The 20106-nt window shown below is 34.4% G+C and carries 18 protein-coding genes and 3 pseudogenes; all 21 read right to left on the minus strand.

What is annotated here, in order from left to right; all coding sequences use genetic code 11:
* Positions 1-586: replication initiator protein A (locus NH286_RS02790; protein ID WP_265236675.1), on the minus strand; the 586-nt coding region annotated here is incomplete at its 3' end.
* Positions 587-964: 378 nt separating this feature from the next.
* Positions 965-1657, minus strand: a complete 693-nt coding sequence (locus NH286_RS02795) for an MBL fold metallo-hydrolase (protein WP_019124342.1) — start codon at positions 1655-1657, stop codon at positions 965-967.
* Entirely contained in the window at positions 1648-2037 is a 390-nt protein-coding gene (locus tag NH286_RS02800; RefSeq protein WP_001041171.1) for a cytidine deaminase family protein, read from the minus strand. Before NH286_RS02800 ends, NH286_RS02795 begins: the two co-directional genes overlap by 10 nt.
* Before the next feature lie 45 nt (positions 2038-2082).
* The gene (locus NH286_RS02805) at positions 2083-2607 is read right to left on the minus strand and encodes a phosphotransferase (RefSeq protein WP_001176020.1); all 525 of its coding nucleotides are present in this window, start codon (positions 2605-2607) and stop codon (positions 2083-2085) included.
* A gap of 216 nt (positions 2608-2823) precedes the next feature.
* Positions 2824-3555, minus strand: coding sequence for a 23S rRNA (adenine(2058)-N(6))-methyltransferase Erm(A) (gene erm(A), locus NH286_RS02810; protein ID WP_000810833.1), 732 nt, complete (start codon positions 3553-3555; stop codon positions 2824-2826).
* A 57-nt stretch (positions 3556-3612) separates the two neighbouring features.
* Positions 3613-3738, minus strand: a complete 126-nt coding sequence (locus NH286_RS10685) for an erythromycin resistance leader peptide (RefSeq protein ID WP_135100604.1) — start codon at positions 3736-3738, stop codon at positions 3613-3615.
* An 809-nt stretch (positions 3739-4547) separates the two neighbouring features.
* Positions 4548-5207: a dihydrofolate reductase family protein gene (locus NH286_RS02815; protein WP_000802831.1), complete on the minus strand. Its 660-nt coding sequence runs from the start codon at positions 5205-5207 to the stop codon at positions 4548-4550.
* 110 nt (positions 5208-5317) lie between these two features.
* Positions 5318-6063 (minus strand): annotated as a pseudogene (locus NH286_RS10690) (helix-turn-helix transcriptional regulator).
* A gap of 75 nt (positions 6064-6138) precedes the next feature.
* Positions 6139-6270, minus strand: a pseudogene (locus tag NH286_RS10695) (HTH domain-containing protein); the annotation flags it as partial.
* Between the two features lie 275 nt (positions 6271-6545).
* Positions 6546-7340, minus strand: a complete 795-nt coding sequence (gene aph(3')-IIIa / locus NH286_RS02830; RefSeq protein WP_001096887.1) for an aminoglycoside O-phosphotransferase APH(3')-IIIa — start codon at positions 7338-7340, stop codon at positions 6546-6548.
* A 92-nt stretch (positions 7341-7432) separates the two neighbouring features.
* Positions 7433-7975 carry a streptothricin N-acetyltransferase Sat4 gene (gene sat4 / locus NH286_RS02835; RefSeq protein ID WP_000627290.1) on the minus strand — a complete coding sequence of 181 codons (543 nt, stop codon included), beginning with the start codon at positions 7973-7975 and terminating at the stop codon, positions 7433-7435.
* Positions 7972-8880 carry an aminoglycoside nucleotidyltransferase ANT(6)-Ia gene (locus NH286_RS02840; RefSeq protein WP_001255864.1) on the minus strand — a complete coding sequence of 303 codons (909 nt, stop codon included), beginning with the start codon at positions 8878-8880 and terminating at the stop codon, positions 7972-7974. The genes sat4 and NH286_RS02840 overlap by 4 nt, the downstream gene beginning before the upstream one ends.
* A gap of 32 nt (positions 8881-8912) precedes the next feature.
* Positions 8913-9647, minus strand: a complete 735-nt coding sequence (locus NH286_RS02845; protein WP_000662263.1) for a class I SAM-dependent methyltransferase — start codon at positions 9645-9647, stop codon at positions 8913-8915.
* Positions 9628-10496, minus strand: a pseudogene (locus NH286_RS02850) (nucleotidyltransferase domain-containing protein). The gene NH286_RS02845 and the pseudogene NH286_RS02850 overlap by 20 nt, the downstream one beginning before the upstream one ends.
* A 703-nt stretch (positions 10497-11199) precedes the next feature.
* Complete coding sequence (locus tag NH286_RS02855) at positions 11200-12771, minus strand: recombinase family protein (RefSeq protein ID WP_065735315.1); 1572 nt, start codon at positions 12769-12771, stop codon at positions 11200-11202.
* Positions 12764-13180 carry a recombinase family protein gene (locus tag NH286_RS02860; RefSeq protein WP_019131795.1) on the minus strand — a complete coding sequence of 139 codons (417 nt, stop codon included), beginning with the start codon at positions 13178-13180 and terminating at the stop codon, positions 12764-12766. The genes NH286_RS02855 and NH286_RS02860 overlap by 8 nt, the downstream gene beginning before the upstream one ends.
* Positions 13173-14735: a recombinase family protein gene (locus tag NH286_RS02865; protein ID WP_156329534.1), complete on the minus strand. Its 1563-nt coding sequence runs from the start codon at positions 14733-14735 to the stop codon at positions 13173-13175. The genes NH286_RS02860 and NH286_RS02865 overlap by 8 nt, the downstream gene beginning before the upstream one ends.
* A 59-nt stretch (positions 14736-14794) precedes the next feature.
* Positions 14795-15004: an SHOCT domain-containing protein gene (locus NH286_RS02870; protein WP_065735313.1), complete on the minus strand. Its 210-nt coding sequence runs from the start codon at positions 15002-15004 to the stop codon at positions 14795-14797.
* Between the two features lie 212 nt (positions 15005-15216).
* Positions 15217-16320 carry a helix-turn-helix domain-containing protein gene (locus tag NH286_RS02875; RefSeq protein ID WP_065735312.1) on the minus strand — a complete coding sequence of 368 codons (1104 nt, stop codon included), beginning with the start codon at positions 16318-16320 and terminating at the stop codon, positions 15217-15219.
* Between the two features lie 314 nt (positions 16321-16634).
* Positions 16635-18371, minus strand: coding sequence for an ABC transporter ATP-binding protein (locus tag NH286_RS02880; RefSeq protein WP_265236984.1), 1737 nt, complete (start codon positions 18369-18371; stop codon positions 16635-16637).
* The gene (locus NH286_RS02885; protein WP_101749675.1) at positions 18364-20085 is read right to left on the minus strand and encodes an ABC transporter ATP-binding protein; all 1722 of its coding nucleotides are present in this window, start codon (positions 20083-20085) and stop codon (positions 18364-18366) included. The genes NH286_RS02880 and NH286_RS02885 overlap by 8 nt, the downstream gene beginning before the upstream one ends.
* Positions 20086-20106 lie beyond the last annotated feature (21 nt).

The raw sequence follows: 20106 nt of genomic DNA on the forward strand, positions 1-20106 counted from the left end.
AGTCCTTGTATTCTTCATCAGTCAAAAATATGTTTTTATATATTCCATAAGGCTTTTGTCCCTTACTAAAATCATTCTTTCTTAACTCATTATTACTAATATTGTTATAGTTACCTTCCGATTTTCGAAAATCTTGACTTTCGATATTCGAATCTCTTGAATTTCGATTATCGAACTTCTGGAATTTTGTTTTTCGAACTTCTTGATTTTTTAATTCCATATTATTAAATATGCTCATAAAGTCTTTAACATAAATTCTGTTAGGCTTTCCCAGTCCTTGTCTTTTCTTTTCAATCAGTCCTATTCCTGATTTAATATCAAGCTCAGCTATTAATTTATTCGCTTTTTCACTTGCACAATTAAATTGATCTTTTATGCTTTCAATTGTGTAATAAATAAAGACTTTTCCGTCTTCATCTATCCAGCCATTTTTATATGAAAGACCCATTCGATTAAGCATATATGAATACAAAACTTTAGCTTCAATAGAAATGCTCTCAAAAACTTCATCTTCCATTAATACCATAGGTAACCTAATAAAGTTATACATCTCAGATTGCCTATTATAAAAATAATCAAAATTCATTCCTGCCTCCTTTCTTTGAAATAAAAAAAGAGCAGCCTTATTTAAGCTACTCTTGTAGAAAGTGTAAAATGGGTTTTATCTTATTATATTTTTCTTTGTGTCTCCTCATACCAGTTGCAAAACTACTCTTACATCCATGTAGTTTTTTTGGGTCTTTTTGACGTATCCTTCTTCATCTTTATCGAAGACAAAATGCTTATAAAACTGCTTAAAATGCAGGATTTCTAAATTTATATCTTTTGTATCAACGCTATAGTCTCCACATGGCTTGAGAGGATAGAATGAATGTCATTTGAGTGTGTCCGTTCTCGGGAACATATCCACTGCGTTTTTGGGGCTATCGGTAGACGGGAACATATCAATACACCTCATGGATTATTATTTTAGAATGGATTTTAAGTAATCTAATAAATCTGATTTAGTTAGAGGCTCTGCATGACTTAAAATACAATACTTACAGTCGAAACTTTCTATCAAATTTGTTAATGACATTAATTTTTCTTTATCCATATACCCATCATCGTAGAAATCCTCGCTTGTTGAATCTCCCAAGAACAATATTTTTTCCTCAGGAATATAGATAAGCACCGTATCTTCCGAATGGGGTGAAACCGTATGAAAAATCATTGCGGTTATTCCACCGAGATTAAGGGTAAGCTCTTTTTCAAATTGGATATCCGATAGAACGGCAATAATTCTTTTATTATCTACATATTCTCTAGCTAGGCACTCATCATCATTTATCAAAAATTTTATATATGCACTGTCAGATAGTTTGGCTCTTTCCTGTTTCAAAAACTCGTTGGTTTTATGGTGTGCAATGGACAATCCGTGAATTTTATGCATTCCAAAGGTATGGTCCCAGTGCCAATGAGTGATGACAGTAAAATCTGGCTTCTTTAGGTCCTCGATTTCTAGGGATTTATAAAATTCATCAACATGGTCTGCTGAATTTCCTGCATCAATGGCAAGTGCAATTTTATCTCCATTTAAGTATGCCAACATAGGCCTATCAGTTTCTGGTTGATGTGGATAATAAAAGACCCTGCTAGTTATCTTTTTCAGTTCCATTTGCCATCCCACCTTTCTGGTAATAAATCTTTCAGCAACACTTCTTCCATTTCAGGTAATACAATTTGGGTCTCTATATTTTGATTATCTATCTGTGCAATAAACTCTCTGCACCTTCCACATGGTGGAAGTATACTCCCATCTTCAAATACAGCGATAATCCTTTTGATTGCAGTTTCATTGTTCTTTACCATTTCAGCAATAGCTGACTGTTCAGCGCATAAGCCAATAGAACAGGGCAAGTCAATGCATATTCCTGTAAAGATGTTACCGCTATTTGTCTCCAACGCGCACGCAACATGCCCTGAAGTTCCAAAGTTCCGTAACTTTTTATGATTAATTATACTGAAAGCAATTTGATATAATTCTTGTTTATTCATTTTCTTCTCCAATATTATTTAGCTTAATAATACGTTATTCTTTTTTCAAAACACTAAGTTATTCAGTTCACCATCAAGAACTTTTATAGTTTCATTTCTTTCCTTATCCTCTTGATTGTCATATAAAAGTTGTTCAATAAACTCCCATATATCTTCTAGTTTACGTCTAATATGATAGAATAACAAAGCATCCGTATTGATTAAAAAATCTTTGTGTAATTTCAGGTATATGTTCATAAATACATCATAATATGGCTTATCAACAAAAAACATGAGATCAGCTTTTACTGGAGCCAATTTCAAGCCTTCCCAGTCAATTAGAACTAACTGCTCATCCCGTTGCATCAAGTTCCAATTATGAATATCTGTATGGCATAGGGCCATTTTAGGATTACTTCGTCTTAGAATCTCCGACAGTCCTTCAACTCTGTCAATAGATTGTTCAAGGGGTTTTATGTGTGCCCCAAGCAAGCATTTTAAGTCCATGGGAAGACTGGCGCATTCTTTACGCAATACTTGTTTTAGCTGTTTCAGAAATGGCAAGCTAAAATCTTCCCTAATTAGTTGCACATATACCTACTATATCAATAAATTTTGAGTTATCATTGACTATATTAGTTGCTATTATCAGAATAGTCGTCGATAACTATATTTTCGTGCAAATATGCAAATAAGTAAAATGATAGTTATGTTATATCATAATAATTGAAAATAATAGAATGCATTTTTCAATGTAATAAGATTAAGCGTTCTCTTAAAGTTAGAGAACGCTTAATTATTTTTAATTTATTGAAATAATTTGTAACTATTGAAAACAGACAAAAATTGTTCATTGGATAATTTATCAAGATCAGTAACATTCGCATGCTTCAGCACCTGTCTTAATTGATTTTTAGTAAAAAGAACATGATATTCCCTGTTTACCCATTTATAAACGAAAAATCTATACTTTTTGTAGTCCTTCTTTAAAATAAATGGTTTATGCCTTTCAAGTACAATCAATACAGAATCTACATTAGGCTTAGGGTGAAAATATGCTCGTGGCACTTTTTTAAGAATTTTTATATCCATTTCCACCATTAACAGCAAACCTAAAGCTCGTTGGGTATTTTGCAACCTTTTAGCAAATCCCCTCTCTACAATAAGGTAGCTATATTTCGCTTGACTATCAAAAGCAATCTTTTTTACAATATCAGTACTAATATTGTAGGGAATATTACCAAATATTTTATAGTCTGTATTTTTAGGAAAGCTAAACTTCAAAATATCCTCATGAATAACTTTTATATTCTGAAAAGGTTCAACTGCTTTTTTCGTGGCATGACATAAACCTTCATCAATCTCTATAGCATTCACCCGTTGACTCATTTCCACAAGTTCCTTGGTAAAATGTCCTTTTCCTGACCCAATTTCTATTATTTTATCTTGTTTATTGATATTCGTATATTTTAATATTTCCTTTACATGCTTTTTAGATGTAATGAAATTTTGCGTATTTTTCGGGTTTTTCTGTTTCATTATAACCTTCTCCTTGCCGGTTATAATGAACTAATCTTAAGAGCTCATTATAACCAATTATTTTTGGTTTGGTTGATAATTAAATCTCTCAATAACAAATATAGAAAACATACCCATACCTTTACCTCCTTTAATTTTTTTCATTATAAATGAGATAAAGTAATATCTACTACTGCAATACATGTACACATATTTAACTCCTCCTTATGCAACTGATTATATCACTTTTAATTTCTCTATTCAATAAAGTTCTGTGCTAATCTACCTCACCCTATGGATTTTTAATCCCGAAACATCAAATGTCATCTGTCAAATGCCCTATTTAAAAGGGTCAAAAAACGGTATTTTTTAGCCTGTTTTTGACCCAATTTTCGTACTCAAACCACTACATGTTGTGGTTGACTCCTATTATTCCTTGTCCAAACCACAATACGTCATCAGAATTGCTGCTTCAACGTGCCTTGAGTGGGCAAAAAAGATGTCGCACCCCACTGGTATCCCCTTGGCGGAAGCCCATATTTCTGAAACAGTCGCCTGGATAGGCTATTTTTCATTGATTTGGTGCCTGCTTTTGCGTTACAATCCAAGTAATTGTAAGCAATAAAGCCTTCAAAAGCATGTTGTCCTCTTGAAGGCTTTATTCGGTACAACTTTAAAATTGGTTTACTTATCTTTATCTTCCTCTCTAAGATACTTAACTAGCCCCGGATAATTGCTTATCCTTACAGTTCGGATCAATTAGAATTAGCCGAAAACGGCGGCGAAGAAACGAACCACCGAGAAGCACCGCCGCATTGCCGAGCTTGATACCCTCATTGAACGACTGTATGCGGACCGGAAAAGGCGCGGTTGACCGCCTTGCCCTCAAAGGCTTAGGGGCATATCAACTATATATTGGGGCCGAGTGCCGTTACTTTAACACCGCCGCTAGCCATGAGCTTATGCTTCCTTTAGGACACTGTCCCAACAGACACTTTTTAAAGTATGCTGCACTAATCCTTATTTTTCACAGCATAGCGCAATGACAGACAGCCATGTTCTGCATTCTCTGTTCCCTGCAATTCCAAATTAACTTTTTCAGATAACAGAAGGTTATCAAATAGTTGTTTTTCTTTATTACCTACAAAACATGGTGATATCACAAGACTGATTTCATCAATAAGTCCGTTTTCTAATAATTTGTTGGTTAATCCACCGCCACTGTCTGTCCGCATGTATTTACACCCATATTGCTCATGCAGGATCTGAAAGGCTTTTTCATAGTCCACATGATCATTTCCTGACACAATATATGGGTAATGCCTTTCCTCCAAATAATTCAAATATTCCTTCGGAGTGGCAGTTGATACCAGAATGACAATTTCCTTCAGATATCCAAGATTTCTTAAGCAATGAAGACTTCTCAAGATACCTCTGCTGTCAGGTATGACTCCTATTGGTCTGGGGTCCTCCGGGCTTGTTATGATTTTCTCAAAATCAGCCTCTGTTTCAGCAGGATATTTTTCAAATGCAGTAAAAACAGTATTGGACCCAAACAGCACCGCATCCGAATGAATTCCCCCGGCAACCTGGTAGTAAACTTCCGGATTATCAAAGCCTTTAATGCGGCCATCAAGGCTAATTTGTGTGTGCATAATTATCTTTGGTTTCATATTTTTCAATCCTCCTTTTTGATAGTAGAATATCATAATACACTGACAGCTGTATGTCAGCAGGGGATATGAAACCTTACAAAAAATACATAACAGACCAATCGCTTTCTCTAAATCAAGTTTAGGCAGTGATTCGTAATTTGTGCCAGGTGTTTACGGGTTATGCATTTTAATTCATCAGGTTGGACTATTTCAATGCCTGATCCATATTCAATCAGCTGCTTGCTCAATATCTCAAAGGAATCTGTCTGGAATTCGATTTCCATTTTACTTCCCAAATCGGTTTCTTCAAGGAAGCCGAGAGAATACCTGTTCTTGATAGAATTGTATGTCTCCCCTTTTTCAGCTCTAAGAATTACATTATATAGTTTTTTATATGAAAGCATTTGTTTTAATATTTGTTCCAAAGAGCCATCATGGCTTTGACAGAGCTCTTCTTCTATGCAAATGCTTTTAATCCGATCCACACGAAAATTCCTATATTCATTTCTTAGCCTGCAAAACCGATTAAGTACCAGTTCTGTTCATAAAACCCCAGTGATATAGGCTCTATCATTCTGCTTTCCGGTTCTTGCCCTCCTGATGCAGGATATTGAATTGATATTACCCTTTTATTGCAGATTGCAGTCTGAATTGCTGCAATAACGTTATCCGCCAATGTATTTTTCTGTCCAGATGTGCTGTACACGTTAATACTGTTCTCCAACTCCTGTGCATAGTTTTTTTCACCATGCTTCAAAATAGATTTGATTTTATACATAGCTGAATCAAAATCCTTTATAAATGATTCATCTCCATGGCAATTTAAAAATTTCCCTGCTGTAATCAATGCACCCACTTCCGCCGCTGTAAACATTACCGGCGGAAGTAGGAAGCCCTCTACAAGAAAATATCCTTTTCCGGCCTCAGATCCAATTGGTATTCCGGCTTCTTCAAGTGTCCGGATATCTCTGTAAACTGTCCTTAAGCTTATATTAAATCGCTGTGCAATTTCTTTGGCAGGAATTATTTTTTTTGATTGCAGCTGAATAAGAATAGAGGTTACTCTGTTAATCCTGTTCAAATTTTATTCCTCCTCTGTGACTTCCATAAAAAGTATATCCTATGCGTTCTTAAGCTAGCTGCTGTTAGTGCTTCTCATTGCACCCTGGTTATAAAAGCCATACTCACAAACCTCTTCACCAAAACTCTTTACATCTCTAATATAGAACTCTATCTAGCGAACTTTTAGAAAAGATATAAAACATCAGAGTATGGACAGTTGCGGATGTACTTCAGAAAAGATTAGATGTCTAAAAAGCTTGTAGTTAAAGCTTTTTAGACATCTAAATCTAGGTACTAAAACAATTCATCCAGTAAAATATAATATTTTATTTTCTCCCAATCAGGCTTGATCCCCAGTAAGTCAAAAAATAGCTCGACATACTGTTCTTCCCCGATATCCTCCCTGATCGAGCGGACGCAGAAGGCAATGTCATACCACTTGTCCGCCCTGCCGCTTCTCCCAAGATCAATAAAGCCACTTACTTTGCCATCTTTCACAAAGATGTTGCTGTCTCCCAGGTCGCCGTGGGAAAAGACAAGTTCCTCTTCGGGCTTTTCCGTCTTTAAAAAATCATACAGCTCGCGCGGATCTTTAAATGGAGTGTCTTCTTCCCAGTTTTCGCAATCCACATCGGCCAGATCGTTATTCAGTAAGTAATCCAATTCGGCTAAGCGGCTGTCTAAGCTATTCGTATAGGGACAATCCGATATGTCGATGGAGTGAAAGAGCCTGATGCACTCCGCATACAGCTCGATAATCTTTTCAGGGCTTTGTTCATCTTCATACTCTTCCGAGCAAAGGACGCCATCGGCCTCACTCATGAGCAGATTGCTCCAGCCATCATGCCGTTCAAAGTGCAGGACCTTTGGAACAGGCAGCTTTCCTTCCAGCCATAGCATCATGTCCTTTTCTCGTTCCACATCATAGGTGGTCCCTTTATACCGGCTGTCCGTCATTTTTAAATATAGGTTTTCATTTTCTCCCACCAGCTTATATACCTTAGCAGGAGACATTCCTTCCGTATCTTTTACGCAGCGGTATTTTTCGATCAGTTTTTTCAATTCCGGTGATATTCTCATTTTAGCCATTTATTATTTCCTTCCTCTTTTCTACAGTATTTAAAGATACCCCAAGAAGCTAATTATAACAAGACGAACTCCAATTCACTGTTCCTTGCATTCTAAAACCTTAAATACCAGAAAACAGCTTTTTCAAAGTTGTTTTCAAAGTTGGCGTATAACATAGTATCGACGGAGCCGATTTTGAAACCACAATTATGATAGAATTTACAAGCTATAAGGTTATTGTCCTGGGTTTCAAGCATTAGTCCATGCAAGTTTTTATGCTTTGCCCATTCTATAGATATATTGATAAGCGCGCTGCCTATGCCTTGCCCCCTGAAATCCTTACATACGGCGATATCTTCTATATAAGCGTACCGGTTCCAATTTTTTCGCAGTTTAACTTTTCCGACGCATTTATCGTCTTGGTAGTAAAGATATATTATCTTATCAGTATTGTCAATATATTCAAGGCAATCTGCCTCCTCATCCTCTTCATCCTCTTCGTCTTGGTAGCTTTTTAAATATGGCGCTTCATAGAGTAATTCTGTAAAGGTCCAATTCTCGTTTTCATACCTCGGTATAATCTTACCTATCACCTCAAATGGTTCGCTGGGTTTATCGATATCTTTCAGGTGCCCTGCTTTCATTTCTGTAATCACTGTTCCCGCCTCTCTTCTATATCAGCGGCATATGTGCTATCCAGGCAGCCGGTTTTACCAGTGTATTTTTTATACATGTCCCTGGTATATTTTGTTATATTCCTATCATACTCCGGATAGGCATAATGAAGCCTTTCCGCCACCTCACCGGATACCGCCCTGAACAATTGATGGCATAGAAATAATGCTTCCCATATGTTTTCATAGGAATCCATCCGGTAGGTGGACAAAAGTTTCTCCCACAAATCCTCGGATATATACCTTTCAATAAACTTATAGTTCTTGCCTACACTTAATTTAAAGCCTGTTTCGATGCCGACCTTCCATGATATCATTCTCAGCAGCTCATGGCGAACAATCTGATTAAAATGATCAATAGCAAATAAAATTTCCTTACGGCACAGTCCCTTAACCACATAGGTAGTGGTGTTCCAGAATTCATTGCAGCAGTCATCGTATTCCCGGGCACTGGGTTTTCTTATATGATAATCCATGTCGGTCGGAACTACAGCTTGCTGAATCCTTCCATCCTTATCCAGAATAATCTTTATCAATTTATCGTCATTCAGGTAGTTTCCCAACTCTTCCAGGGGCAATAAGGTAAGGTCTATTTTATTATAATCATCAAAAAGTATTATATAGGAGTAGCCTTTCTCTTCAGCCGGGAATAGTTCCATATCCTCCGGTTTTTGCATCATTATAATATTCCCAAATTGATTAAGCCAGTCATCATTAGATATAAACGGTTCTATATCACTTACAAAATATGTAATATCATAATCCTGAAATTCATCTTTAGGTATATTAATATTTGCGCGTGACCCCTCAAGGGTCACAATTCGAATACGTTCATCCTGTTCTGCTAAAGAAAGTACTAAATCCATCATTTCTTTTTCTGATCTCATTTACATACTCCTCGTTTATTTTTTCTATATTATTACATCTTCTTTTTTGCCGATACAATCAGCATCATTGGGCGTCGCATTTCATCCGCCATCCCCGGAATATCCATCATGTTCTCTGGCGGCTGTGGCTCCACAATCTGATTTATTATAAAACTATTTGAAAGCAGTGTATTTAGATATGTGGTCAGTGTTCTATGATATTTTGTAACCTTTTCTTCCAAAAACATAGCTGTCCGTTTGCCCTCATAATAATAATTGTCCACCGGGAAATGCAGTATTTCTCCTTTTTCGTTATAATACCAGTCTTGTGTTCCATGAGCAGTAAAAACAGGATGTTCAACTGTAAAAACTAAATTGCCACCAGCCTTCAGCATCCTATATATCTTTTTTATTAAATTCTCATAGTCTGCTACATAATGAAACGCAAGCGAACTTAGTATTACATCAAAGCTCTCCTCTGGGAAATCCACATCTTCTATGGCACAGCATTCATATTCAATCTGTGGAAAATGGGTTTTTCCTTTTGCTACTTCGAGCATTTTATGAGAAATATCAACACCTACTACAGAGGAAGCACCGTTTTCCATCGCATATATACAGTGCCATCCATAGCCGCATCCTAAATCAAGCACACGCTTACCCTTAAAATCAGGTAGCATCTTTTTCAAAGTCTCCCATTCTCCCGCACCAGCCAGTCCTTTCTGCGAGCGACTCATTTGACTGTATTTTTGAAAAAATATATTATCATCATATTTGTTTTCTTTCATCTGAACTCTCCTCGTTTAAAAAGTTATTTATCTCCGATACAATTTCATTCACTTCATTATAAAGCTTCTCGGTCATGTCGTAGCATTCAAAAAGTGAGATACCGAGTACTTCAAAAATATGATTTACCTTCTCGGTATATTTTTCAGGTTTATGTTCAAAAGTTTCAAGCAGTTTTATAGCTTTCTTTTCGTTGATACAATAAGCATTATTACATGCAAATAACACTTGATTTAAACATGAAACTATACGAAAAACATGACCCGCAATATAATATTTATCGTCTGTTCCCGAATTTGCTTTTACAAACATTAAAGAGAACCCTGCTTCAAACATAAAAAAGTTAACTAAACTTTTCTGCAAAGCATTGGGATAAGTTTCTGCCTGTTTTTTTAATTCGCATAAGCTTTCATTCTTAGCATATAGTATTTTGCTAATCGCTAATTCTCCTCGATACATTGCACTAATATAACCATGGGGATGCCCAGTCTGATAATTGGCAGTAACAATTCCGTGCTCTGTATCTTTCATTATTTGTTCCACACGTTTAATATCACGTAAAATTAAATCCACATGATACCCGTTTATGACTAACCATCCGCCGCCATTAATCCAATCACCCCATGCTCCGGGAGGTACAACAAGGTTATTTCTATGCTCATCATCCAGCTTTGTAGCGAATTGATTAATAGTATTTATGTCAAATGATTCTGAATTGTAATAGATTCCGATATCTATATCAGAATCCTCTGTATGTGTGCCTCTTGCACGAGAACCCCTAATACAATGCCTTCTATATAAGGCAAAGAGGATAATTTGTCTGTCACTAATTGAATAATATTATCTATCATACTGAATCTCTCCTTTCAATATCAAAAGCTATATCTCATGTTGAGAAACACTTTTTTTGCCATATGTTCCTTATGCTTTACGTATATTTATATGGAAAGGAAAGGGGGCCTTCGGAATTCATCTTGAAGGCCTTATTTTCCCTGATTAGTGATCTAAACTACTTAGTGCTTAGATAAAATCCATAATCTTTTTCACTGCCCTACTTACCATCTGTCAAATAAGAAAAGTAAAATAATTATCAGACCATGAATATACAACAAAACAATCATAATATTTCTTTTATAACGTAATGATACAGATTAATGTATTAATTTAAAAGAGCAGCCGTTAAATTGAAGTCAATATCTGTTCTATCCACTCCCTAATTGATTATTGCTACTGTTTACTCAATCTGGTTGTTTTTCTGACACTCTCGATCTGTTCTCACAAACAAAGAAACACACATTTCTCCGAGTTGATAAAATAGATGTTTCTTCTTAAAACATTGCTATATCATTATTTTCTTGACATCAAACATACCGTCTCAGCAGGCGATTTCTGCCAATCGAAGCTCCCTATTCGGTCGCTTCTCTTGGGAAATCTTTGCATGAGACCTGCCTCTACTTTTCAGCGTCGCTTCGCTCCTTGACAAGTAGGGCTAGGGCTTCAACATGGTTCGCATTGTTAAGAGGCGTGTCGGGTGCTGTTAGTTATATTGTATATTTACTTTTTATCCTTGTCAATTTCAACCTCAAGTCCAGATTTAAACACTACTTTTAAATTTTCTTCATAAATTACTATCTTATCTATAAGTTTCCTCACCAATTCTTCATCATAACTTTCTATTTCTAATTCTTGATTGTCTAAAAACTCTTCTAATTCCTTTAGCCTGCTTTGTTCATTCTTCTCTTCCGCCATTTCAAGGAGTATCTTTTCTTTTTCATTTCTTAACTCTTCCACCCTTTCTACAAGGTCTGTGTAATCTTTCTTGGCATTAGCTACTTTTAAAAGCTCTTCTTGCACTTTCAACATTTCTTTATCTATTTCTTCTATCTGGCTAGTTCCATCACCTGTGATGACTTTTTCTATATTCTCTTTTATTATTTCTTTTAATTCACTGCTTTCAGATATAAGTTGATTAATGGCTTCTACAACTGCCTCTTGTAGGTCGTCTTCTTTAATAGTTCTCGCATGGCAGGCATCTGGTCCATGGGTTACTCTTGTGCAGCACCTCCAAACGGTGTACTTTTTCCCTCTGTTATTCCATGCTATTCTCCTGTAAATATCGCCGCATTTTGAGCAGTAGACAATACTTGAAAGGGCATATTTGCTGGAATAAATTCTTCTTTTTCCTTTGCCACTTACCATATTAGCTCGTCTATCCATTTCTTCTTGGACTCGCATGAAGATTTCTTTTGGTATGATGGCTTCATGGCTATTTTCTACATAATATTGAGGTGCAATTCCATCATTTTTTACTCTCTTCTTATTCAGGAAATCCACTGTATAAGTCTTTTGTAAGAGGGCATCCCCCATGTATTTCTCATTAGTTAATATTTGATTGAGGTTCGATACATGCCACTTCTTATTTCCTGCTCCATTTACTATCTTGTCTTTCTCTAATCCTTCCTTTATATCTCGTAGGCTTGCTCCTTCTAAATATTCTCTGTAGATCCTTTTTATAATTTTTGCTTCTTCAGGAACAATGACAAGTTTTCCTTCTTCGTCTTTTGTATAGCCTAAAAACCTATTATGGTTTACTTGGACTTGACCTTGTTGAAACCTATATTGAACGCCTAACTTTACATTTTGAGATAAGGACTGACTTTCCTGTTGAGCAAGAGATGCCATAATGGTAAGGAGGACTTCTCCCTTGGCGTCCATGGTGTTGATGTTTTCTTTTTCAAAATAGACTGGGATGTTGTTTTCTTTTAGTTTACGAATATACTTTAAACAGTCTAGTGTGTTTCTGGCAAATCTCGATATGGACTTTGTAATGATGTAGTCGATATTTCCTTCCATGGCTTCTTCAATCATTTTATTAAAGCCAGCTCTTTTCTTGGTATATGTTCCACTGATTCCTTCATCAGAAAAAACTCCCGCAAATTCCCAATCTGGATTTTTCTTTATATAATTTGTGTAGTGGTCTACTTGAGTGTCATAAGAAGTTGCTTGTTCATCGCTATCTGTTGATACCCTCGCATAAGCTGCCACTCTCAGTTTCTTCTTTTCTGATTCCTTGATGGAATTTCCTTTTTTCTTCTTCGCTGGTATTACTATGACCTTGCTATTCATCATCTATCACCTTGATTAACCTATACTTATAACTCGCTCGTTCAAAGGGATCTAGTGGTAGAACTTCTTCACTTTTGTATCTAAACTTGCATGGAACTCTAATGATCTCTTCTTCCTTTTCCCAAACTCGTCCCATGGCCACTGCCCTTTCTTTTAACATTTGACCTGCTTTTTCAAAGCTTTCTCTATCTATTATCTTGGGATAGATTTCATTTCCTAAATACTTTTTATTGGTAAGGATTCTTTTTACACTGGAGCTGTTTTTCTTCACGCCTGCAAGGTCTGCTGACTTTATAAGGGCATTGCCAGCAAGGTAGTTTTTAAAGATTTTTCTTATATTCTCCGCTTCTTTTTCTTGAATTTCTAATCTTCCGTCTCTTATGGTATAGCCATAACATAACCTAGACATTATTTTTCACTTCCTCTCTAAGTACAAGTCCACACTTTAAATGAAAATCAAGGGTCTCTCTATTAACAACTTGAATGTGGTCAATGATTTCTTCAAACAAGTCATCTTCAAAGTGATCTATCATTTCACTTTTTCCTAAGATTCCTATTAATTTTTCAAGTTCTCTTATTTCTTCATCATTTCCAAGGATGGCTTTTTTAATTCTTTCCTTTTCCCTGAGTAGATAACTTTCTTCACTAGAAATTTCACTGCTTTCTTTTGCGTAAACACTTGCATCTAAAACTCCCGAAGTTATTAGTTTGCTTAGAACCTCTTTTCTTTCCTTTAGTTTTTCTAGTCTTTCTTCAATTCCATTTATCTTCTCGACTTCTTCCTTGCTGTCCACTCTCTTTAAGGATTCTAAGAGTGGTGTAAGGATACTATCTTTTCCAAAGACTAGCTTGTTTACTAAAGTCGCAAATGCCAGTTTTATGTCCTTGTCTTTAATAAACTTCATATAACATTTATTAATATCTTTAAGGTGTTCACTGCAAGTCCAAGCTATATATTTTTCTTTGCCATTATAGTGATGTCTTCTTTTAAAGCTTGAACCACACTCGCCACACTTTATTTTCCCCGATAGGCTATATCTATTTTGGTATCTTTTAGTGTTTTCTCCATTTCCTTTTGCTATAGCCCTTATCCTTATTAGGTCTTGAACTTTCTCAAAGTCCTCTCTACTTACAATGGCTTCATGGTTGTCTATTATCTTATACTGGTCTTCTTCTCCCTTATTCTTGTGTCTATTATAATTTTCATCTGTATAGGTCTTTTGGTAGATGACATCGCCTATATATTTTTCATTTTTTAAGATTCCGTTTATAGTCGATCCATGCCATTTTGCTCCTTTTTGTCCTTTAATCTTTCTTTTATTTAAGTCTTCTGCAATTTTATGTGTTCCCTTACCTGAAAGATACTGTTCAAATATTTCTTTTATGATTTTTCCTTCTTCTTCATTCACTACCATCTTTCCGTCTATATTCTCATAGCCATAGGGTGGACTTGATATGATAAAGGTTCCATTTTGAAATCTTTTCTTTATGGACCATTTGTTATTTTCTGATATCGACCTGGACTCACTTTCTGCAAGGGATGAAAGTATGGATAACATCAACTCGCTTTCCATGGTTCTTGTATCAATGTTTTCTTTTTCAAAATAGATACCAATGTTTAAATCGAGAAGTCTCCTTACGATTTCCAAACAATCTGTCGTGTTTCTTGCAAGCCTTGAGATTGATTTGGTTAGGATAAAATCTATTTTTCCGTCTTCACAGTCTTTTAGCATTTTTAGAAGACCGTCTCTACATTCTTTCTTTGTTCCAGTGATGCCTTCGTCAAAGTATAGGCCTGCAAAAGTATATGAATTGTTCTCTGCTATCATCTTTTCGTAGTGTGCCTTTTGTGTTTTAAGACTCACCAGTTGAGCTTCCTCATCTGTCGATACTCTTGCATAGGCAGCAACTCTAAATATAGATTCTTCTTTTTGATTTGCTTCTATTTTTGTTATCTTTTTCATCGTCTCACCTCTCTTTCTCTAAGTGCTATATTCCCGTACAAGTAAGTATTTATCAAGTCTTATATCATTAATTCTGAAAGAATAGGTTTGAACTTTTTTATGTTTTCTCTCCTAATTTTCCTATATTCTTCAAGGCTAATTTCATCTAAAAGAAATAGGTCTTGAATGAATTTATCCGATAGATAGAAATTAAGCTCTGCCTTTAAATCCCTTTCAGTGTATTCAGTTTTTATAATTTCTTGTCTACCTTCAAACTTTTCTACTCTCATACTCCACCTCCTATATCACAGGCAAAGAAATCAGGTCTATCTTTAACCCTAAATTTCTTTCCTCTATATTCCTTAGGACAAAGGGAGTAGTTTTGAGTAAAGTTTATAATTTCTAATATATGTAAAGAGAAATATGGCGTTAGAAATGTAGGCATAAAAAAAGGTTATAATTTTGAAAAATTACAACCTTTTGTCCAATGCTAGTTATTTAATTATAGAGAGTATATTTCTTTAACCCTATCAGCTAAGAACTTTACTCTTCCTTCAGAGATTATTTCTTTAAAACTCTCGTTATTTGCAATTGTTTCTAAATAAAAGTTAACAATCATATCGTCACTTCTGTTTGGATTTGTAGATAATAATAAATTTTCATCAAGCCATTCATCTATTTGATTAAAATACTCATCACCTCTTATCTTAAAAGATTTTTCCTTGCTCTCTATTAGTAGGTTGAGTAATTTTTCTACATATTGACTAGCGATTTTTGGGTTATTATCTTTAATATAATGAGTTGCCAAGGATAAATAAAAGTTTAAAACTATAGAAATATTTATTTCAATAAGATTAAAAGTTTCTATTAAATCCTCCACTCTTTCCAAGGTTTCGACCCAATCCTCATTATGCAAACTGCTTTTCATCATAAGAAGAGTGATTAAATCAATTACGTTCTTATAAATCATTACTTGAAGTTTTTGATCTACTTCATTTTCTTTCTTCATTTTTAGATAAGCTGAAGCCACCAAACAATCTTTAGATATAGATAGCATGTCAGAAGATGGTAAAATATTTAATGCTTCTTCTGATTTTCCTAAACTAATTAAACAGGCTGCCCTCAAGCTCAATGATTGTTCTTTTAATATAGGATTTTTAGAATGCTCGCATACCCTATTTAGTATATTATTTGCGTATTCTAGATATTCCTCTTTTTTTACATCATCAGTTGCTAAATCACAATGGTTCAAAATAAACAAAGCCATGTAATATAGTAGTTCAAAGCAAGAATAGTATTGTTTTATTTTGATTTTTATATCTTCTACGATACTATCCATATCTGTATCAGTGACACGATTCTCTAAGTCTATATAAAATTTTTGAATTTGAGTTGAAGATAAATCTGGGTCATATCCTATTAATTCATCCACACTTATATTGAAAAAAGTGGCAAGTTTTGGTAGAAGTAAAATATCTGGATGGCTTTGACCTGTCTCCCATTTTGATACGGACGCTTTTGTTACCATCATAAATTCTGCTAATTCTTCCTGAGTTATACCTCTTTCTTTTCGCTTCTGAAGAATATTTTCTCCAATTTTTAGCATTCTATTTTACCTCCTATATAAGTTAATTTTTTACCTTGATAAGTGAATTAAATTTGAAATATGCTAATCTCACATAATCAATTTCAAGAATATTCACACTTCAAAGTATTTTGATTTTTATAGAAAGATGACAAAATACCCCTCACTTTATATAGTGAAATTTGCCCTCTTTGGTAACCAGAATTTTTATTTTTTTATAGTATTTTTGAGTTTCAATGATTAATTTAAGCATAAAAAAATGAGGACTTATGCTACTAGGCATAAATCCTCTAATCTAAATTTTCCTGTTCAAAGACTTTAAATATTTCTTTCTATTAATTATTTAATTTCCATGATTCTGCCTTAGCCTTTGCATTGATAAGATCAGAATAAAGTCCATTATTTTCAATCAATTTTTCATGATTTCCACGTTCTACTATTTCTCCATCTTTTAAGACTAGAATCTGATCTGCATTTCTAATGGTTTTTAGTCTATGGGCAATCATAATTACTGTCTTATTTTTTGTTAATGTTTCTATTGCTTCTTTAAGTTTATCTTCATTTTCTGGGTCAATATTTGCAGTTGCTTCATCAAAGATAATTATATCTGCATATTTTAGCATGGCTCTAGCTATGGAAATTCTTTGTTTTTCTCCACCAGATAGGCTTGCTCCACCTTCCCCAATAATAGTGTCATATCCTTCTGGTAAAGCTTCTATGAATTCATGACATCTTGCTTTTTTTGCAGCTTGAACTACTTCTTCATGGCTCGCATTTTGTTTTCCAAATTTTATATTATTTTCAATTGTATCTTCAAATAGGTATACATCCTGAAAGACCATTGAAATAGAATTCATTAAGTTTTCTATCTTATAGTCTTTTATATTTTTTCCACCAATTAAAATCTCGCCAGAATTTACATCCCAAAATCTCGCTATGAGATTACAAAATGTTGTTTTACCAGATCCAGATGGACCAACAATAGCAGTCATAGTATTTTCTTTTATCTCTGCTGATACATTTTTTAAAATTGGTCTGTCATCATAAGAAAAAGAAACATCTTTAAAGACTATATCGTGATTTCGTATAGACTCTGAAACTTCTCCTTCTTTCATATCAGGCATTGAGTCTATAAAGCCAACTGAATCTATAGCATTTTCGCAAGCTCTTAGGATTGCCATGTTTGATCCTGCACCGATTAGTCCTTCAAAGATTATAAAGGATGCCATAATCATAAGAATTGTTTCGGCAAGCGGAAGTTCACCAGATAAATTTAATTTTAGAGATACATAGACCATAGCTACTGTTGTTATTCCCATTACAATTCTTTGAATAACTGTGTATGGTGCAACAGATTTTTCTAGGTCTAAGAGTATTCTTGATGTATCTTTTATAGACTTTCTCAAAGCCCTGTTATTTTCTCCACCAAGATTATAGGATTTTATAACCTGCATACCTTGTAAAGTTGCCAATACTTCTTTTGTAAGTCTTGTTTGTGTTTCTGTCATTTTATCTGCATTAGCTGATGATTTTTTCTCCATCATTGATGTTACTATAAAGAATACTATTACACCTGCTACTGCAACAAGTCCTACCTTTACATTAAATATTAAAGTTCCAAGGACAAAGACTAAAGTATTTAAAACTCCACCAAGTACAAGAACCAAAAGCATAGGCACCCACATTTCTGCTTGGGAAAGTGAAGATGTGGCAATTGTAGTTAATCTTCCAAGTGAAAAGCTTGAAAAGAAACCCATAGGAACTCTTTTAATTTTTTCTCCTATTTCTATTCTCTTATGGGCTGCCATAAAATATCCTGCATGAGTCTGTGCCATCTGTGAAATTTTTAGTGTCATAATTTTGCCAACAAGAGATATTACTAATATGCCGAGACAAATAAAGATTGCCTTATAGTCTAAAGTTTTAGAGAATATATTTACTAGCATATAGTAGATTGCTCCAAACTCAAGGGCATTAAATACAGCGTGCAAAAATCCAGCGAGAATGGATTTCTTAATATTTACCTGTTCTTCTTTTGAAAAATTCCATATCTTTTTAAACACATTAAGCATTTTCATCACCCCTTAGATTTGCAGCATACATTTCCTTATAAAGTTCTGATGACTTTAATAGTTCTTCATGAGTACCATAAGAATTTAATTTGCCATCTTTAATAACAAATATCCTATCTGCATCAACAATTGTCTTTAACCTATGAGCGATTATGATTAAAGTTTTACCCTTAACTAGGTTAGCCAAGGCGTTTTGTATTAGAGCTTCATTTTCAGGATCTATATAAGAAGTTGCTTCATCTAAAATTACGATTGGTGCATTCTTTAGCATGGCACGAGCAATAGATATTCTTTGTCTTTCTCCTCCAGATAGATGACCTCCACCTTCACCAACTCTTGTATCATAACCATTAGATAGATTCATAATAAAATCATGGCAGGCAGATTTTTTACATACATCTATAATTTCTTCGTCAGAGGCATTCTTATTTCCAAGCCTAATATTTTCCTTTATAGTCATATCAAAGAGGAAATTGTCTTGGGATACAAAAGAAATAAATGAAGACAAATTTTCGAGCGACATATCTTTTGTTTCTATTCCGCCAATTTTAATAGATCCCTTATCTACATTCCAAAATCCAGCAATAAGTTTTGCTATTGTGGACTTACCTGACCCAGAAGGACCAACGAGTGCTGAAACATTAGATTCTTTTATTTCCATAGAAAGATTATCAATGACTTTCTTTTTTCCATCGTAAGAAAAATCTACGTCTTGAAGTTCTATATTATAGGATTCTATTTTTTCTCCCTTGTCAATATTTTCTAACTCTCTTGAATCTAAAATCTTTCCTATTTCAGAAGTTATAGTTGATATTCTTGACATATCATCCATATAGTTCATGATTTTTAAAATGCTAGAAACCGTAGCAAAGGATAAGACGATTAAGGTAATTAAATTTCCTAAATCAATACTTCCATTTATATAAAATAAAATCCCAAAGGGTATGATTGTAATAATTCCCATAGGAGAAAGTAATCTACCTATGGCAACCCTATTCATAGATTCACCCATCCAGTTATAATAAAAGTTTGCATTATCATAAACTGCATCAGCATATTTTTTATAAGATGATTCGCTTTGATTAAAGGTCTTGATTACTTCTATCCCATTTATATACTCAACAATGGAATTATTCATATGTTGACCAATGGCAACTGACTTTCCAAACATTTCCTTATAATGAGCATTCATAACAGACATCATGGTAGCCATTCCCACCACAAATGGAATTAGTGATAGCAAGGTCAATCGCCAATCTAAGGTAAACATATAAATAAATAATAGAACAGGTCCTACTAAATTTGCCGTAAATTCTGGCACTAGGTGGGCAAGTGAAGTTTCCATAGAATCAACTTGCTCAACTATAATATTTTTTAATTCTCCAGATGATCTTGATAATACATCTCCCAATGGCATCTTAAATAATTTTTTGGAAATATCATTTCTAATTTCTCCTAATGAATTAAAGGTTGCGGTATGGGAAATACTTGTTGATATTCCTGCTGCCACTTCTTTAATAACAAATGTTATTAAAATACTTATACAAAGTGGAGTATATAAACTCATATCATTTGCACCATTAATTAAGTTTACAACGATTTTTGCCATGTATATATAGGAAAAAAAACCTGCCACCACTCCCACTATCGCAAGTAGGACGGATGCAAAATATGATCCTTTTCTTTTATTTACATATTCTTTTACTAAATTCACTTTAAAACCTCCTTTAGTAAT

The sequence above is a fragment of the Anaerococcus sp. NML200574 genome (assembly GCF_026131665.1).
Classification (GTDB): domain Bacteria; phylum Bacillota; class Clostridia; order Tissierellales; family Peptoniphilaceae; genus Anaerococcus; species Anaerococcus kampingae.

What these genes read in the sequence shown, in the direction of transcription:
- NH286_RS02795 (WP_019124342.1), bottom strand. Translation starts at nt 1,657, where the DNA reads ATGGAACTGAAAAAGATAACTAGCAGGGTCTTTTATTATCCACATCAA.
- NH286_RS02800 (WP_001041171.1), bottom strand. Translation starts at nt 2,037, where the DNA reads ATGAATAAACAAGAATTATATCAAATTGCTTTCAGTATAATTAATCAT.
- NH286_RS10685 (WP_135100604.1), bottom strand. Translation starts at nt 3,738, where the DNA reads ATGTATTGCAGTAGTAGATATTACTTTATCTCATTTATAATGAAAAAA.
- NH286_RS02815 (WP_000802831.1), bottom strand. Translation starts at nt 5,207, where the DNA reads ATGAAACCAAAGATAATTATGCACACACAAATTAGCCTTGATGGCCGC.
- NH286_RS02840 (WP_001255864.1), bottom strand. Translation starts at nt 8,880, where the DNA reads ATGAGATCAGAAAAAGAAATGATGGATTTAGTACTTTCTTTAGCAGAA.
- NH286_RS02845 (WP_000662263.1), bottom strand. Translation starts at nt 9,647, where the DNA reads ATGAAAGAAAACAAATATGATGATAATATATTTTTTCAAAAATACAGT.
- NH286_RS02855 (WP_065735315.1), bottom strand. Translation starts at nt 12,771, where the DNA reads ATGAATAGCAAGGTCATAGTAATACCAGCGAAGAAGAAAAAAGGAAAT.
- NH286_RS02860 (WP_019131795.1), bottom strand. Translation starts at nt 13,180, where the DNA reads ATGTCTAGGTTATGTTATGGCTATACCATAAGAGACGGAAGATTAGAA.
- NH286_RS02865 (WP_156329534.1), bottom strand. Translation starts at nt 14,735, where the DNA reads ATGAAAAAGATAACAAAAATAGAAGCAAATCAAAAAGAAGAATCTATA.
- NH286_RS02870 (WP_065735313.1), bottom strand. Translation starts at nt 15,004, where the DNA reads ATGAGAGTAGAAAAGTTTGAAGGTAGACAAGAAATTATAAAAACTGAA.
- NH286_RS02875 (WP_065735312.1), bottom strand. Translation starts at nt 16,320, where the DNA reads ATGCTAAAAATTGGAGAAAATATTCTTCAGAAGCGAAAAGAAAGAGGT.
- NH286_RS02880 (WP_265236984.1), bottom strand. Translation starts at nt 18,371, where the DNA reads ATGCTTAATGTGTTTAAAAAGATATGGAATTTTTCAAAAGAAGAACAG.